General features: G+C 56.0%; 11 protein-coding genes. 3 read left to right on the forward strand and 8 right to left on the reverse strand.

Going from position 1 to position 17,104, the window contains the following annotated elements; genetic code table 11:
- Positions 1 to 77: 77 nt before the first annotated feature.
- The 7 genes from H6B10_RS05125 to H6B10_RS05155 form a co-directional block, all read right to left on the reverse strand.
- A complete protein-coding gene (locus H6B10_RS05125) occupies positions 78 to 902 on the reverse strand; it encodes an RICIN domain-containing protein (RefSeq protein WP_204650423.1) in 825 nt (274 codons plus the stop codon).
- A gap of 220 nt (positions 903 to 1,122) precedes the next feature.
- Positions 1,123 to 3,048 (reverse strand): ABC transporter ATP-binding protein, encoded by a 1,926-nt coding sequence (locus H6B10_RS05130; RefSeq protein ID WP_204650425.1) that lies wholly within the window; start codon positions 3,046 to 3,048, stop codon positions 1,123 to 1,125.
- A complete protein-coding gene (locus tag H6B10_RS05135) occupies positions 3,048 to 4,805 on the reverse strand; it encodes an ABC transporter ATP-binding protein (protein ID WP_204650427.1) in 1,758 nt (585 codons plus the stop codon). The genes H6B10_RS05130 and H6B10_RS05135 overlap by 1 nt, the downstream gene beginning before the upstream one ends.
- A 74-nt stretch (positions 4,806 to 4,879) precedes the next feature.
- A complete protein-coding gene (locus H6B10_RS17965; RefSeq protein WP_204650429.1) occupies positions 4,880 to 5,380 on the reverse strand; it encodes a MarR family transcriptional regulator in 501 nt (166 codons plus the stop codon).
- 216 nt (positions 5,381 to 5,596) lie between these two features.
- Positions 5,597 to 9,673 carry an FtsX-like permease family protein gene (locus H6B10_RS05145; RefSeq protein ID WP_204650431.1) on the reverse strand — a complete coding sequence of 1,359 codons (4,077 nt, stop codon included), beginning with the start codon at positions 9,671 to 9,673 and terminating at the stop codon, positions 5,597 to 5,599.
- Position 9,674: 1 nt separating this feature from the next.
- Entirely contained in the window at positions 9,675 to 10,400 is a 726-nt protein-coding gene (locus H6B10_RS05150) for an ABC transporter ATP-binding protein (RefSeq protein WP_204650433.1), read from the reverse strand.
- A 117-nt stretch (positions 10,401 to 10,517) separates the two neighbouring features.
- On the reverse strand, positions 10,518 to 12,341 hold the full coding sequence (locus H6B10_RS05155) for a peptidoglycan D,D-transpeptidase FtsI family protein (RefSeq protein WP_204650434.1): 1,824 nt from the start codon (positions 12,339 to 12,341) through the stop codon (positions 10,518 to 10,520).
- 196 nt (positions 12,342 to 12,537) lie between these two features.
- Here H6B10_RS05155 and H6B10_RS05160 point away from each other — a divergent pair, with 196 nt between their 5' ends.
- From H6B10_RS05160 to H6B10_RS05170, 3 genes are all read left to right on the forward strand, one after another.
- The gene (locus H6B10_RS05160) at positions 12,538 to 13,755 is read left to right on the forward strand and encodes an iron-containing alcohol dehydrogenase (protein WP_204650435.1); all 1,218 of its coding nucleotides are present in this window, start codon (positions 12,538 to 12,540) and stop codon (positions 13,753 to 13,755) included.
- 190 nt (positions 13,756 to 13,945) lie between these two features.
- On the forward strand, positions 13,946 to 15,178 hold the full coding sequence (locus tag H6B10_RS05165) for a murein hydrolase activator EnvC family protein (RefSeq protein ID WP_204650436.1): 1,233 nt from the start codon (positions 13,946 to 13,948) through the stop codon (positions 15,176 to 15,178).
- Between the two features lie 26 nt (positions 15,179 to 15,204).
- On the forward strand, positions 15,205 to 16,650 hold the full coding sequence (locus H6B10_RS05170; RefSeq protein WP_204650437.1) for a peptidoglycan DD-metalloendopeptidase family protein: 1,446 nt from the start codon (positions 15,205 to 15,207) through the stop codon (positions 16,648 to 16,650).
- 60 nt (positions 16,651 to 16,710) lie between these two features.
- On the opposite strand, the gene H6B10_RS05175 is transcribed toward H6B10_RS05170, so the two are convergent.
- On the reverse strand, positions 16,711 to 17,104 hold a 394-nt coding region (locus H6B10_RS05175; protein ID WP_204650438.1), incomplete at its 5' end, for a sugar transferase.

Here is a 17,104-nt window from a genome sequence, read left to right on the forward strand (position 1 = left end):
AAAATCCCCGTGCCGCAAAAGGCACGGGGATCACTCGTTCCAACACAAAAATCGCAAAGGGGTAAGGGGAAAGCCGCTTACTTGCCGGCTTTCTTGGTGGTCTTGGCAGCAGGCGCTTTCTTGGTGGCAGACGCAGCAGTCTTTTTGGCAGCCGGCTTCTTGGCGGCGGGCTTCACAGCCTCGCTGACAGCCTTGACGGCTTCTTCTACCACGGGCTTGGCAGCCTTGACAGCTTCATCGGCAGCGTCGGCCACAGCCTGCACCGTCTCGTTGACCGCCTTGGCGGCTTTCTTGGCGGCGGGCTTGCGGGTGGCTTTCTTGACGGCCTTGACGACTTCCTCGGCGGCGTCGGCGGCCACATCAGCCATGTTCTCGGCCGCAGCGGTCAGTTCAGCCTTTGCCTTGGCGGCAGTGGCCTTGGCGCTGGCCTTGGGCTTGCGGGTCACTTCGTTGATGGTCCAGTACTGGGTGGTGCCGTTCTCATCGCGCCAGATCTGCAGCGCAGCACCGTTGTCGGTGTTCATGCCGACAACGTCCAGCAATTTGCCGGCCAGGTTGGACTTGATCTTGACGCGGCCATCGTTGGAAGGCTCCACGACCCACAGCTGGCTGGACGCCGGAGCGCCCTCCCACTGGTGAACGCGGGTGCCGTCGCTTACGCCGCCGCAATCCAGGTCCAGCATCTTGCCGGTAAAACGGTTCTGGATACGGTAGACGCCGTCGCCGGCGGCCACAAAATTCCACTGCTGCCATTCAGCGTTGACATTGTCCCACAGCTGAATCTTGGCGCCGTTATCGATGTTATAATCAGCAACCTCCACAACCTTGCCGTTGGCAGCGCTGATGGTATAGAACTTACCGTCGGTAAGTACGGTCTGGGCAACTTTCTTTTTGGGTGCCATATTGGAATTCCTCCTAATACGTTGAGCGGCCACATTTTATTTCCCTCGAGCCGCATTCTGTTCCACCGCAATTGTGCGTGGCTACGTTCTCTATTATAACCACTTTTTTCCAGTTCGTCAACTTTTTGTCGCTGTTGCGGCATTTTGCACAAAAAAACCGGAATGGCACAAAGCCATCCCGGCATTTTTGATTGATTCGGACGGATTTTTTACCGTTCTTTTACGAGTTTTCCGCAAAATTGCCGGTGTACAGTCGATAGTACCGACCCTTCTGGGCAATCAGTTCGTCGTGGGTGCCGCGCTCGATGATACGGCCCTGTTCCAGAACCATAATGCAGTCAGAGTTGCGGACCGTAGACAGGCGGTGCGCGATGACAAAGGTGGTACGACCGTACATCAGGCCGTCCATGCCATCCTGCACCAGCTTTTCGGTGCGGGTATCAATGGAGGAAGTCGCCTCGTCCAGGATCAGCACCGGAGGATCGGCAACCGCCGCACGGGCAATGGCCAACAGCTGGCGCTGGCCCTGGCTGAGGTTGGTGCCGTCACCGGTCAGCATGGTGTTGTAGCCATCGGGCAGGTGCTTGATGAAGCCGTCGGCATTGGCCAGGCGGGCTGCTGCAATACACTCTTCATCGGTGGCAGTGAGGCGACCGTACCGGATGTTATCCATAACGGTGCCGGTAAACAGGTGGGTATCCTGCAGCACGATACCCAGGGAGGAACGCAGCGCGTTCTTTTCAATGGACTTGATGTCGTGGCCATCGTACAGAATCTGGCCCTTCTGGATATCGTAGAAACGGTTGATCAGGTTGGTGATGGTGGTTTTGCCGGCACCGGTGGAACCGACAAAAGCGATCTTCTGGCCGGGACGGCCATACAGATTGATGTCGTGCAGCACGATCTTGCCCGGATCATAACCGAAGTCCACATCCTTGAAGACGATGTCGCCCTTCAGTTCGGTATAAGTGCTTTCGCCGTTGGCATCGGTCTTCTTCCAGGCCCAGGTACCAGTAGCCTGGTCGGTCTCGGTAACCGTGTTGTCCGGCAGGTACTTAGCGTGGACCAGAGTGATGTCACCCTCGTTGGTTTCGGACTTTTCATCCAGCAACGCAAAGATACGCTGGCCGCCGGCCAATGCCATGACCACCGAGTTCAGCTGCATGGAAATCTGAGTGATGGGCTGGTTGAAGTTCCGGGTCAGAACCAGGAAGCTGGCCAGCTTGCCCAGCGTCAGACCGCCAAAAGAATGGATAGCCAAAGCGCCGCCGATGATGGCGCAGAGCACATAGCTCAGGTTGCCCAACTGACCATTGACAGGCATTGCCACCAGAGAGAATGCGTTGGCCTTGTCGGCGCTATGGAACAGTTCGTCGTTAAGTTCATCGAAACGTTCGATGGCGGCTTCCTCATGGCAGAAGACTTTGACCACCTTCTGGCCGTTCATCATCTCTTCGATGTAACCGTTTACGCGGCCCAGTTCGCGCTGCTGCTTGACGAAGAACTTACCGGAACGGCCGGTGAGGAACTTGGTGCAGAGCAGCATGACACCTACCATGAACAGTGCCACAACAGTCAGTGCCGGGCTGAGTACCAGCATGGAGATCAACACGCTGACCACCGTGATGCAGGTGTTGACCAGCTGGGGAAGGCTCTGGCTGATCATCTGGCGCAGAGTGTCGGTATCGTTGGTGTAGACCGACATGATGTCGCCATGGGCGTGGGTATCGAAATACTTGATGGGCAACGTCTGCATGTGGGTAAACATCTCATCACGCAGGCTCTTCAAAGTGCCCTGGGTAATACGGGCCATCAGGCGGTTCTGCAGGAAGATAGCTGCAATGCCCACTGCATAGAACAAAGCCACTCGGGTGATGGCACTGATGAGGCCGCTGAAATCGTTGCTCTTTTCCAGCAGCATGGGGGTGATATAACCGTCGATCAGCGTCTGCATGAACAAGGTACCTTGCACCTGTGCAAAAACGCTGATAAAGATGCAGCACAGTACAATGAGAACCGGAATCTTATAGAGGTGCATGACATACGCCAGAATGCGCTTGAGGATCTTTCCCGGGTTTTCCACCTTGGGGCGCGGACCGCGACCGCGGCCGGGGCCAACATTGACTACTTTAGGCTGCTGTGCCATTACGCCTCGCCCCCTTTCTCATCAAAGTCGCCGGAACCTTTGGTCTGGCTGTTGTACACTTCCTGGTAGATTGCGTTGGTCTTAAGCAGATTTTCCGGCGTATCATAGCCGCTGATGTGGCCGTTATCCAGCACCAGCACATGATCGGCATTTTCCACGCTGGAAACACGCTGGGCAATGATAAAGACCGTCGTGCCGGGGATCTTCTCGGCAAAGCTGTGGCGGATCTTGGCATCGGTGGCCGTATCCACCGCAGAAGTGGAGTCGTCCAGGATCAGGATCTTGGGCTTCTTCAGCAGAGCACGGGCAATGCACAGACGCTGTTTCTGGCCGCCGGAAACGTTGCTGCCGCCCTGTTCAATGTAGGTTTCATACCGATCGGGGAAGCGCTCGATAAACTCATCGGCGCAGGCCTGTTTGCAGGCATCCTCAATTTCGGCATCGGTGGCGTTGGGGTTACCCCAGCGCAGGTTCTCGGCAATGGTGCCGCTGAACAGTTCGTTCTTCTGCAGCACCATGGCCACGCTGTTGCGCAGGGTTTCCAGATCATACTTGCGCACATCCACACCGCCGACTTCCACGCTGCCCTCGGTCACATCATACAGACGGGGCAGCAGCTGCACCAGGCTGGATTTGGCAGAACCGGTTCCGCCGATGATGCCGATGGTTTCGCCGGACTTGATGTCCAGGTTGATGTTCTCCAGGGCCTTCTCGCCATCCTTTTTATAGGCGAAGCTGACGTTGTTGAACTTGACGGAACCGTCCTTGACTTCCATAACGGGATTCTCACCGTTGGCCAGGTCGGATTTTTCGTCCAGAACTTCCGCCACACGCTTGGCAGAAGCGGCGGACATGGTGATCATAACAAACACCATGGAGAGCATCATCAGGCTCATGAGGATGTTCATGCAGTAGCTCAGCATGCTCATCAGGTCACCGGTGGTAAAGCTGGTAGCACCGGAAAGCACAATGAGGCGGGCACCCAACCAGGAGATGATCAGAATGCAGCTGTACACAGACAGCGTCATCAAAGGGGCGTTCCAGGAAAGGATCAGTTCTGCGCGCATCAGCAGCTGGCGCACATTTTCGCTGGCTTTGCGGAATTTTTCACCCTCAAACTTTTCCCGCACATAAGCCTTGACGACGCGAATGGCAGATACGTTTTCCTGCACGCTTTCGTTCAGGTCATCGTACTTGCGGAATGCGCCGGTGAAGTATCTGGTAGCGCGGGTCATAATGAACATCAGGGCACAGCCCAGCAGAATGACCGCAACCAGGTAGACGCTGGCCAGCTCGGCGTTGATGGTAAAGGACATGACCAGCGCCACGATCATGCTGGCCGGCGCACGGATGGCCATGCGCAGCAGCATCTGATAGGCGTTCTGGATGTTGGTCACGTCGGTGGTCATACGGGTGACCAGACCTGCCGTAGAGTATTTGTCGATGTTGGCAAAGCTGAAGGTCTGGATATTGCGGAACATGCCGCGGCGCAGATTGCGCGCAAAACCGGTTGCGGCATGGGAGCCGAACATGGCCCCCAGGATGCCGACCAACAGACCGATCAGGGCTGCCACCAGCATCTTGGCACCTACCGAGTAGATGACATCCATGTTACCGGCAGTAACGCCGTCATCCACGATGGTTGCCATCAGCTTGGGGATAATCATTTCCATGATTACCTCGCCGATCATGCAAATCGGCGTAAGGATCGAGACCAGGCGGAAGCCCTTGGTCTCCCGTCCAAGTGTTTTCAACAAGATTGATTTCTCCTTTCTACTTTACATACTGTCCTTTTTCCCGACAGCGGCATCCTCCGCCGCCTTGACAAGGCTCATTGTTCGCCCGCAATGGACTGTGCATTGGCCAGGACCCGCTCCAGCACACTGCGTGCTACGGCCTGTTGTTCCGGTGCAATACCGTACTGCAGCGCCCGCTCGAAATTGTCAATGCTGGCACGAATGCGCTCATGGTAAGCCACCCCTTTGGGGGTTGCTGCCAGCCGTTTCAGCCGTGCGTCCTTTTCTACCGAACAGCGCGTAATGAATCCGTCCTGTTCCATCGCCTGCAGAATGGCTGTCACACTGGACCGCCGCAGCTGCATCCATTGTTCCACATCCCGCTGATAGACATCACGGTTTTCCTTATTGGCCCGCACGATCTCGCCCAGCAGCATGCCTCGCACCCCGGTAAGTTCCGGGGTCACATCGGCTGCAACCCGCGCATCCATCGCCCGGCGAACCACTCGGGAAGTTTGGCTGACCAGCGCCCCAAAATGGTCCTCACGACAGCATCTGGGTCCGCAGTCAGACTGTTTTGTTTTCGTGATTCTCACCTGCCTCCGGCCTCTTTTTTGTTAGGCTTCGAATTGTTCATATACTAACAGTTCATTTGCGTACTTTACTAGTATAGCACGGCATGACAAATTGTCAATATAAAAAAACATAAAAAATTCATCCTATTTTTTCTTTGTTGCAAAAAAGAATTCCGGCCCCCGTTTTCCGGGGGCCGGAAGAAAAATAATCGTATAAACTGCCTTGTTTCTGCCTGGTTATTCGGGCGCCTTCATGCTCTCCACCATGGAAATTTTCTTCAGCACACGGTTCATAACCAGGTTGACCAGCGTACTGAACAGCAGCGTCAGCGCAATGGCGTACACAAAGCTCAGCGGCTGGATATCCCGTCCGAACATAACCGCATCCACTTCCACCGTCACGATGATAAAGCGATGCAATGCAATACCGCCAAAAATACCGAACAGCGTTCCGATCAGAGTCAAGGCAACGCTTTCGCGGTTGACATAGGCGTACACCTCACGGTCATAGAAGCCGAGCACCTTTATCGTAGCAATTTCTTTAACGCGTTCCGCAATGTTGATGTTGGACAGATTGTACAGCACCACAAAGGCCAAACACGCCGCACATACAATGATGAGCACTACCACCGCATCGATGGAGTTGAGCATATTGAGCACCTGGGCCACGCTGTCTTCCGTAAAGGTAAGGCTGGCTACATTGTCCATATCCAGCAATACCGTAGAGATAGCATCCCGGGCTTCCTGGCTGTCGTCCGTCAACTTACTGAGCACGGCATTGTAGGTCACTTCCTCGCCAAAGCCTTCGGCATAGGTGGAAGCACTCATGTACACATAGTTGCTTACATAGTGCTCGCACACGCCGCTGACCGTGAAGGTTCCGGTTATATCATCGCCGTTTTTCAGGGTGATGGTGTCGCCAGCTTCCACGCCCAGCGTCTTGGCCAGTTTTTCCGTCAGGACCACACCGTCTTCGCCCAAAGGCGTAGGTTTGCGGCCAACACGTTCATGAAGATCGGCAAAGTCCGCGAATTGGTTCACGTCCTCCGGCACCATCAGGTAAACGTCCATTTCCCCTTCGAGGCCATCCTGACGGGTTGCCTGCATGGAAACCGTCATCGACGCTGTAAAAGCATCATCACCGAACAAATAGTCGTAAACCGGTCCCTGTTCTACCGCCTCTTCCTTCGTAACGGCCGTCACCAGATCGTAGTGGGAAATATCGCCGTACTGTTTGGTGATAATAGCGTTCAGAGAATCCGAGATGCCGAAACCGGCCACCAGCAGCGACATACATCCTGCCACGCCAATCACAGTCATCCAGAAGCGCTTTTTGTAGCGCAGCAGGTTCCGGCAGGCCACTTTCCAGGTAAAGGGGAAGCGACGCCACAGCGGCGTGATGCGTTCCAACAAGATTCTTTTGCCTGCCTTGGGGGCACGGGGCAGCATAAGCGCCGCCGGGACTTCCGCCAGAGAGGCGCGGCAAGCCAACGCAGTAATCCCCACCGAAAGCACCGTCAGCGTACCGCCGGCAAAGACTGCCTGCAGTGCACGCCACGGGGTATAGATCTTGGGCATATAGTACATCATCTCGTAGGCAGACCAGATGATGCTGGGGAATGCCTTGAATCCTACCGCCAGACCTACCACCGTGCCCAGCACGGCCGCCGCAAATGCGTACCACAGGTACTTGCGCATAATCTCGCCGCGGGTATATCCCAGGGCTTTGAGGGTGCCGATCTGCAGGCGCTCCTCCTCCACCATGCGGGTCATGGTGGTGGAAACCACCAGCGCCGCCACCAGGAAGAAGAACACCGGGAAAATGGTGGTAATGGCGGTCAGCTTATCCACGTTGCCGGTAAAAGAAGCATAACTGACATTGTTGCTTCGATCCCAGACATACCACTCGGGGAATTCGATATCATCCACTTCTTTTTGGGCATCTTCAATTTCTGCCCGGGCATCGGCCAGTTCTTGCTCTGCTTCCGCCTTGGCGTCCTCATATTCGATCTCGCCATCCCGCAGTTTCTGGGTATTTTCTTCAATGGTACGCCGGGCGTCATCCAACTCTGCCCGGGCATCAGCCAGTTCAGCTTTGGCATCGTTGATCTGCCGCCGGGCATCATCCAGTTCCAGCTGCTTGTCGGTCAGCGTTGCCCAGCCGTCCGTGATCTGGTTGCGTGCCGATTCCAGCTCCCGTTTTCCGGCTTCGTATTCCGCCAGACCGGCATTGTACTGTGCCCAGCCGTCATCCAGCTGCCGTTTTGCATCGTCCAGCAAAGCGGTACTATCTTCCAGCTGTTTGCGGCCATCCGCCAGTTTCTGGGCGTTTTCATAATATGCCTGCCAGCTGGCGTCCAGGGTACGGCGTCCATCCACCATGGTGGCAAATCCCGTGACCAGCGGTTCGGTCTGCGCCTGTTCCGCCAGCAGATACTGCAGCCATACCGGTACCATCATACCAAACAGCCTGGTCATGGTTTCCTGTTCTTCCTGGGCCGCCAACCATTCCTGTGACGATTGCAGCACAGACTGCATGTCAGCCCGGTCCGCTTCACAGATGGCGGTAAGCTGCGCTGCCAGTTCCAGCTGTTGCTGCGTGGGGTCCCCCGGCAGCATCTGCAAGGCGTAGAGCATCTTCCCTGCCTGTTCCTGGACGGTGCGTGCCGTGGAAGTCAGCGGGAACGGTCCCGCCTCTTCCCCGTAGCATTCCCGCATATAGGCTTCGGCACGGTCCAGCAGTTCATCATAGCTGGTTGGGTTGGGGTACTCGTTTTCAATCATCCAGGCAACAAACCCTTCCACATCCTCTGTGGTCAGGGTCACGCCGGATGTATCCGGTGTGTTTGTCTGTAACAGCGACAGAATCTGCTCGATTGTCAGGCCCCGGGATGCCGACTCGGCCGTACTTTGCCCGTACACCGCAGCAGCGCCCTCCGCCTGCGCTGCCGCCGTTTCCGGCGTGCTGGGCGTCAAAAGCCCTGCCATCTGTTCCGGCGTCAGGCCTACAGCGGTTTCTTCCGTACTGCTCTGGAGCATACTGTTGATCTGAACAACCAGTTCCTCCACGCCTTCGGTATACTGCTGTTCTGCGGCGTCCAGCTGTACTTTGCCATCCGCCAGCTGCTGTTCGCCCTCTTCCAGCTGGGCCAGCGCATCGTTATATTGCTGCAGGCCAGCCTCATAATCGGCCTGTCCGCTTTCCAGTTTACGCCGCGCTTCGGCCAGCTGCGGTTCATTGGCTGCCAGTTCGGCTTCTCCTTCTTCCACCTTGGCCTGACTGTCCAGCAATTCCTGGATGCCGTCGGCCAGCTGCACCGCACCGTCGTTGACTTTTGCTTCGTTGTCGGTCAGTTCCTGCAGACCGTCGGCATATTCCTGCTCGCCGTCCAGGTATTCCTGCTCACCGTCGGCCAGTTCCTGGCGTCCATCGGCCAGTTCCTGTGCCGCATCCGCCAATTCCCGGTTTGCTTCTTCCTCAGCGTCATAATATTCCGCCCAGGCATCGTCGATTTCTTCCTGCGCCTCGGAACGGATCTCGTCATAGCGGGCCTGACAGCGTTCGTCCTGGATTTCCTCCACCTTGGTCTGCACGGCTTCCACCGTGGCCTCGTACTCGTCCGCCATGCTGTTCTGGGCAAGAGCCCCGTCCGCCGTGACGTAGATTTCGGTGTACGTGTCGTAGGCAAAATCCTGCGGCAGCAGATACATAACCAGTTCCACGGTACCGTTGCCCACACTGGCAGGTTCCCGTTCGAAGCTGAAATAGTTGGTGTTATGTACTACGCCCACTACCGTGTATTCGGTGCAGGCCAGTTTAGTATCCAGGTCTTCGTTATCGCTGCTGTTGACCGTCAGTTTGGTGCCCACCGGGTATGCGCCGCCGCCAAGGGTAGCACCGGCTTCCACCACACACTCACCGGAAGTTTCCGGCAGGCGCCCTTCCACCAGTGTAAGTTTATTGATGGCATCCTCGTCCTCCGGCGGCACGCTGAGCAGCCGGGATACTACCACATCCTCACCGGCTTCCACCAAAAGGTCGGCAGAATAGCCCGGCTGTACCTGCGCCACGCCGTCCACCTGTTCCAGGGCGGAAACATCCTCATCGGTCAGGCCCATGGTGGAAACGATCCGCAAATCATAGAAGTTTCCATCGTCCATGTACTTTTCCATCGACTCTTCCATATCGATGGGCGTTGCATTCAGACCTGCCAGAAAGCCGACCCCCAATGCCACGATGGAAAAAATGGCTGCAAAACGGCTGCGCGCGCTTTTGAAGGTACGTACTATATTTTTACGATAGCTGCGCGTCATGTTACCATTCGATCCTTTCCACCGGGGTGGGATTTGCATTGATGGTTTCTTCGATCACACAGCCGCTGTTGATGCGAATCACCCGATCCGCCATAGCCGCCAATGCACTGTTATGTGTAATTACGATCACCGTGCGGCCTTTTTGGCGGCAGGTATCCTGTAAAAGAGCCAGCACCTGCTTACCGGTTTTGTAGTCCAGCGCACCGGTCGGCTCGTCACAAAGCAAGATCTTGGGATTTTTGGCAAGCGCCCGTGCAATGGAAACACGCTGCTGCTCACCGCCGGACAGCTGTGCCGGGAAGTTATTCCGGCGGTCCGCCAGTCCCACTTCCTCCAGGACGGTATCTGCGTCAAGCGGGTCACGGCAGATTTCCGCCGCCAGTTCCACGTTTTCCCGTGCAGTAAGGTTCTGCACAAGATTGTAGAACTGGAACACAAAGCCCACATCATACCGGCGGTAGGTGGTCAGCCGTTTCTGGCTGAAACTGCTGACCTTCTCTCCGTCCAGCAAAATCGTACCTTCATCACAGGTGTCCATACCGCCCAGCATATTCAGGACGGTGGTTTTTCCTGCGCCGGAAGGCCCCAGAATGACGCAGAACTCCCCCTTTTCTATAGTAAAGCTCACATGGTCTGACGCCGCAATGCGCGTGTAGCCCATCTGGTAATATTTACACACATTATCAAACACAACAAAAGGCTGATGCCCGGCTTTTGCGTTGGCCATATTATCCGTCTCCTGCACTTACTGTACAATGATATGCATACATTATAACAGATTTTCTCTCAAATTTCCCATACATTTTTTTAACATTGACAAAAACGCAAAAATTTCACCATTCTTTTACGACTCCTGTTCCGTTAGCACCTCATTTTCGGGTTCGATGCCCAGATAAGGCAGCGCCTTTTGAAGCACCTCGGCGCAAACCGGCCCGGAGAGCGTACCGCCGCTGGTGGTCCAGCTGTGAGGTTCATCCAGACAGACCAACACTGCCAGCCGCGGCTCGTCAATGGGAGCAACCGCCACAAAACTGCTGATGCGTGCCCCTTCGTTTTCGCTGTCCAGCTTCTGACTGGTGCCACTTTTGCCGCCTACGAAATACCCATTCACCGCAGCATGGGTACCGGTACCGTCCGTTACCACCCCCTCCATCAACTTGCACATGATGGCACTGGTTTCCTCACCGATGACCCGGCGCTTCACCGTTGGTTCCGTCTGCTGCAACACCGTACCGTCCGGGGCAGTGATGCGCTGCACCACGTAAGGCTGCATCAGATTTCCACCGTTGACCACAGCACATACGGCTGTGAGCATTTGCAGATAGCTGACCTTACTGCTCTGCCCGAAGGAACAGCTGGCCAGCTCCACCGGACCCATCCGGTCGGCGGTATAATATTCGCTGCGTTTGATCTCGCCGGGCAGGTCGATCCCGGTAGCTTCCCGAAGACCAAAAGCCTGGAAATAGTCGCAGAAATTTTCCTTGCCCAGCCGGGCACCGATCTGGATAAAGCAGGGGTTACAGCTGGCTGCCAAACCCTGGGCAAAGGTTTCCACGCCATGGATATGACCATTGGCACAGCGGAACCAGGTTCCCGCCACATTGATTTTACCGGCACAGACAAAAGTATCTTCCGGCGTGCACACACCGCTATCCAGTGCGGCGGCCGCCGTGATCAGCTTAAATACACTGCCCGGTTCATACAGATCGCTGATGGCCTTGTTGCGCCACTGGGTCTGCTGCGCCTGCTGCAAAGCAGCGCTGCGCGCTTCGCCCGTCAGTGCGTTGACCTGTTCCCGGACTTCCTCGTTGATGATTTCCCGCGGTGTGTTGGGGTCATAATCCGGTTGGCTGGTCATGGCCAGAATGGCACCGGTCTGTACGTCCATCACAATGCCCACTCCGCGCTGGGCCACATTATGTTCCCGTACGGCGGCATCCATGGCACTTTCCAGCCAATGCTGGATATTGGCATCGATGGTCAGCGTAAGAGTATTGCCCGGCACAGCTTCCACCAGCGTCTGGTAATGGGTGGGCATATCATAGCCCCAGGCATTTTTGGCTGTCAGAATTTCGCCGTTGCTGCCGGTCAGTTCTTCATTGTACTGTAGTTCCAGCCCCCACAGGCCCGCATTGTCCACATCGGTAAATCCCAGGATTCCCCCCATAAAATCCCCCTGCGGATAGACCCGTTTGGTGTCCTGCCGGATCTGAATGCCCTGTGCCCCGTTTTCCTGGCACCAGTCCCGCACCGTATCCGCCATTTCCCGGTCCACACGGCGGCGCAGCAGGCAATCGTTGGAGGTTCGCCGACTGAACTTTTCCAGTGTTTCTTCATAGTCGATCTCCAGAATCTCGCTCAACGCCCGGGCTGCAGGCTCCACCAGTTCATCGGCCAGTTCCCGCGGAGCGGCCCGGATGGTCCAACAGGTTTCGCTGGCTGCCAGCAGCGTTCCATCTGCGGAAAGAATCTCGCCCCGTGCCGCAGGCAGCGTTGCACCGCGCAGCTGCTGGTCCGCAGCGCGGGCCGCGTAACCGCCGGGGTCCAGCAGTTGCAGAATAAACAACCGCACCAGCAGCCCGCCAAAACAGACCACCGCCAAAAGAACTGCCAGCACACGGGCCCGACGTTTCATCAGCCGATTTTGCCGGGGCGACAGATGCCGCATGAACAAGCCCCCTTTCATTTTTTACCAACGTGCGTTCTTTCGCCGTTGTTTCACCCTATGCCCGCCCTTCCGTCAAAATGCCGAAATTGAAGGTGGAAATTCTCCTTATCGCCGATTGACGGTTACGCCGTCAGGCAGTATACTAAAAACAATCACATTGACAATTTCTTGTCAATTTCCTAAGGAGGTAATTCCCATGGCAAGATTTACTTTACCCCGCGACCTGTATCACGGCCCCAACGCGCTGGAAGCGCTGAAAACCCTTCCCGGCAAGCGCGCCATGATCTGTGTCGGCGGCGGTTCTATGAAGCGTTTTGGATTCCTGGACCGTGCAGAGGCTTACTTAAAGGAAGCCGGTATGGAAGTTGCCCTGTTTGAGGGCATCGAACCCGACCCGTCCGTGGAAACGGTCATGAAGGGCGCTGCTGCCATGCAGGAATTCCAGCCTGACTGGATCGTTGCCATCGGCGGCGGTTCCCCCATTGACGCGGCCAAGGCGATGTGGATCAAGTACGAGTACCCCGACATCACCTTTGAGGATATGTGCAAGGTCTTCGGCATTCCGCCGTTGCGCCGCAAAGCGCATTTCTGCGCCATTTCCTCTACCTCCGGCACTGCAACCGAGGTAACGGCTTTCTCCATCATCACCGATTACGACAAGGGCATCAAATATCCCATTGCGGACTTTGAGATCACCCCCGACGTCGCCATTGTGGACCCCGAACTGGCCCACACCATGCCCAAGAAACTGGTTGCCCACACCGGTATGGACGCTATGACCCATGCCATTGAGGCGTATGTTTCCACGGCCAACTGCGACTTTACCGACCCGCTGGCGCTCCACGCCATCGAGATGATCCAGGCAGATCTGGTCGGCAGCTACAACGGCGATATGGCCAAGCGTGATGCGATGCACAACGCCCAGTGCCTGGCCGGTATGGCGTTCTCCAACGCATTGTTGGGTATCGTTCACAGCATGGCACACAAGACCGGTGCCGCTTTTGCGGATTACGGCGCGCACATCATTCACGGCGCAGCCAACGCCATGTACCTTCCCAAGGTTATTGCCTTCAACGCCAAAGACCCCACCGCCAAGAAGCGCTACGGTGTGATTGCCGACAAGATGCATCTGGGCGGCGGCAACGATGACGAGAAGGTTGCCCTGCTGATTGCCTATCTGCGCGGCATGAACGACGACTTGAACATTCCGCACTGCATCGGCCAGTACGGCCCCGACTCCTACCCCTGTGAGAAGGGCTTCGTTCCCGAGGATGTTTTCCTGGCACGTCTGCCCGAAATCGCCAAAAATGCCATCGGCGATGCCTGCACAGGGTCCAACCCGCGCCAGCCTTCGCAGGAAGAAATGGAAAAACTGCTGAAGTGCTGCTACTATGACACTGAGGTAGACTTCTGATCCATAAGACCATGCGGCGGTCGTTGACAGCCGCATAGCGAGCAAGAAAGCGCTCTCCACCTGGGAGGGCGCTTTCTTTTTGTTGCAGAACCGGCGGACTTCTTGACAGATTTGGTCTACCGTGATAGACTTATTGTCAAAGGAGTCTATTGCTGTAGACCCATCGGTTCATCAACAGAGGTTCGCCTTTATGCGTAAATATGTTTTCTTCCCCGCCGTTTCAGCCATTCTGGCGGCGGGGTTTATTTTTTGTACTCTTTTTTCGCTGCCGGTCCTGGCGGATGACCGCAAGCAAACCCTGACCGAACAGCAAAACCAGGCACAACAGGCGTATGAAAATGCCCAGAACGCTCTGGAGGAAATCCAGAATCAGCAAACGCAGACCGAATCTCAGATTCAGTCTTTGGAAGGTCAGGCAGCCGAAATCGCAGGCCAGCTGGAGAACGTTTTGGATGCCCTGCAGGAAGCCGACCGCCGCTTGCTGGAATGCGAAAATGCCGCTTCACAGGCTGCCGATGCTTTGGCACAGAAGCAAACCGAATACGATGCCTGCCGGGAACGCTGCAGAGAACAGCTGCGTGCCATGCAGTTGCTGGACGGCGGCGGCACCATCGGTCTTTTGGCTCAGGTCAAAAATTTGTACCAACTGCTTACGTTTACCCAGACCCTGCAGCAGCTTGGCGCCGGCAACGAAAAGATTCTGCAGGAACTGCGCACCGAAGCAGATGCACTGGAACAGGCCAAATTAACCGCAGAGGAAGCCGCCCGACAGGCTGCGGATGCCAAAACGTCCCTTGACGCACAGCAAACCGAGTTGAACAACACCCAGGGGCAACTGCAGTCCGCCTTGCAGCAAGCCAACGAATCACTGAATGAACAAGAAGCCGCCGCACAGGCCCAGGCCATTACAACGGAAGCCGCCAAAAAGGCCTACGAGGAAGCAACCGCGGCTCTAGATGCCTACGTACGCGCCCAAAGCGATCACTACACCACCGAGGACCTTGTGCTTACAAGTCTGGATTTTTGCTGCCCATTGAACAGTTACAGCAGCATAACCACCCGCTACGGGGAGGCCGACCCCTGGGGCATCCCGCACCGGGGCACCGACTTTGCTGCCGCCAACGGGACCCCCATCTATGCCATCGCCGCCGGAATCATCAGTGCTGCCGGACCTGTCAACAGTTACGGCAACTGTGTGCAGATCAGCCACGGTACCGCCAGTGACGGCAACCGCTACGACAGCCTGTATGCCCACATGAGCAGCATTGCTGTCAGCCAGGGGCAAACCGTAGAAAAAGGGCAGATAATTGGTTATGTGGGCAATACCGGCAACGTATACGGTGTGAACGGCGGCTATCACCTGCATTTGGAATTGCGGGTCAATGGCAGCCGCACCGATCCGCTGAGTTACGTTCCCCACTGATCCATGCCCGGAAAGGAGCAGCATCCATGCCATTATCGTCATTTTTGCAAGGGCCATTCGGGGATTTTCTGTATGCCGTTGGTTTTTCGGTAGAATACACTTTCGTGTGCCTGTTTCGCCGCCTGCGCCTTCTGGCCCATTGGCTGCGCCATGCTTTGGGCCGCCTTGTTCTGCTGGCACTGCGCCCGCCGGTGCAGGCCATACTGGATTTCGGGGTGGCGCTGCGTTCCCCGTGGCGCCTCTTATCCGGCTATTTGCTTCCTGCCGCCGCGCTCGCCGGGCTTCTGTTTTTGGTACATGCGGGACTCTCCCTTCCCTTTGCACTGCGGGTGGAAGTGAACGGACAAACCGTCGGCTATGTTGCCAGCGAGGAAGTGTTCGACAGTGCCCGTTCCGATGTACTAGCCCGCGTAAATTCTGCCCGGGAACTGCTGGCGGCCTCCGGCGAAACCACGCCGGATTGGGATCTGGAACCGGGATATACCCTGGCCATCAGCGAGGAAACCATGACTGAGAGCGAAATTGCCAACGAGATACTCCGTGTCAGCGGCAGCGAGATCACCGAGGGCACAGCCGTTTACGTGGATGATGAACTCCGCTTTGTAACCACCGAGGGCGATCATCTGCGGCAATATCTGAACGCCTGCAAGCAGCCCTGGGATGATCCCGCTGACTCAACCAAACAGGTCAGCTTTGTTCACGGCCTGCGCCTGGTGGACGGCATCTACCTGACCGATTCGGTTGTCTCCTATACCGATGTATTGACTTCTCTGCAAGCCAATGACGGCGCCGACCTGCAGGTTCAGGTCAGCCAGGATGTGACCGAACAGCAGGAAATTCCCTACGATACCGAAATCCAGGAGGACAGTGAACTGGACTTTGGCAAAAGCGAAACGGTTCAGGAAGGCATTCCCGGCCAGGAGGCTATTACGCACCGACTGATCTACATCAACGGCGAATTGACGGACGACCAGGTAGTGGACGTACAGGTGCTGCAGTCCCCCACACCGGAAATCATCCGCCGGGGCACCCGGCTTCAGAGCGGTATGATCGGCAAGCTGGGCACAGGTACCTTTATCTGGCCGGTACCGGGGTACAAGTCCATCTCCCGCTGGGCCAACCTGAATCCCGGTTCCGGATTTCATCGGGGGGTGGACATTGCGGCTCCCTACGGCACCCCTATCTATGCATCGGACTCCGGCACGGTAGTGGCGGTGGTCAATATGCATTACAGCTGGGGTAACTATGTGCAGATCGACCATGGAAACGGATACAAAACCCTGTATGCCCATATGTCCAGCTTTGCGGTACAACTGGGCGATACCGTCACCCAGGGGCAGGTTATCGGATATGTAGGCAATACCGGCAATTCCTACGGGAACCACTGCCACTTTGAAATGACCTACAACGACGTGCTGTTCAGCGCTTACGATGTGTTCCCCGACATGCCCACCTGGAACCCGAACTTTTGACATAAAAAACTCCCTGCTGCGGATATATTCTATCCACAGCAGGGAGTTTCTTTCTCATGATTATTTTGCGCCGCGGCCGGCAAAAACCACTACTACAGTCTTGAGCAGGATTTTTACATCGCCCCACAAAGACCAATGGTCAATATACTTCACGTCCAGCTTGACTACTTCTTCAAAGTTGTCAATATCGCTGCGGCCGCTGATCTGCCACAGGCCCGTAATGCCGGGCTTCATGCTCAGGCGGCGTTTATGGTGGCTCTCGTACTGTTTATACTCATCCACCGTGGGGGGGCGGGTGCCCACCAACGACATTTTACCCATAAGCACATCAAAGAACTGGGGCAATTCGTCGATGCTGGTGCGGCGGATGAACTTCCCCACTTTGGTAATGCGAGGGTCATCCTCCATCTTGAACATCAGACCGTTCATCTCATTTTGCGCCATCAATTCCTTT

The sequence above is a fragment of the Gemmiger formicilis genome (assembly GCF_016901605.1).
Lineage (GTDB): Bacteria > Bacillota > Clostridia > Oscillospirales > Ruminococcaceae > Gemmiger > Gemmiger formicilis_B.

Bases quoted from the DNA above. Each gene is read 5' to 3' on its own strand.
- H6B10_RS05125 (WP_204650423.1), bottom strand. From the start codon at position 902: ATGGCACCCAAAAAGAAAGTTGCCCAGACCGTACTTACCGACGGTAAG.
- H6B10_RS05130 (WP_204650425.1), bottom strand. From the start codon at position 3,048: ATGGCACAGCAGCCTAAAGTAGTCAATGTTGGCCCCGGCCGCGGTCGC.
- H6B10_RS05145 (WP_204650431.1), bottom strand. From the start codon at position 9,673: ATGACGCGCAGCTATCGTAAAAATATAGTACGTACCTTCAAAAGCGCG.
- H6B10_RS05150 (WP_204650433.1), bottom strand. From the start codon at position 10,400: ATGGCCAACGCAAAAGCCGGGCATCAGCCTTTTGTTGTGTTTGATAAT.
- H6B10_RS05155 (WP_204650434.1), bottom strand. From the start codon at position 12,341: ATGCGGCATCTGTCGCCCCGGCAAAATCGGCTGATGAAACGTCGGGCC.
- H6B10_RS05160 (WP_204650435.1), top strand. From the start codon at position 12,538: ATGGCAAGATTTACTTTACCCCGCGACCTGTATCACGGCCCCAACGCG.
- H6B10_RS05165 (WP_204650436.1), top strand. From the start codon at position 13,946: ATGCGTAAATATGTTTTCTTCCCCGCCGTTTCAGCCATTCTGGCGGCG.
- H6B10_RS05170 (WP_204650437.1), top strand. From the start codon at position 15,205: ATGCCATTATCGTCATTTTTGCAAGGGCCATTCGGGGATTTTCTGTAT.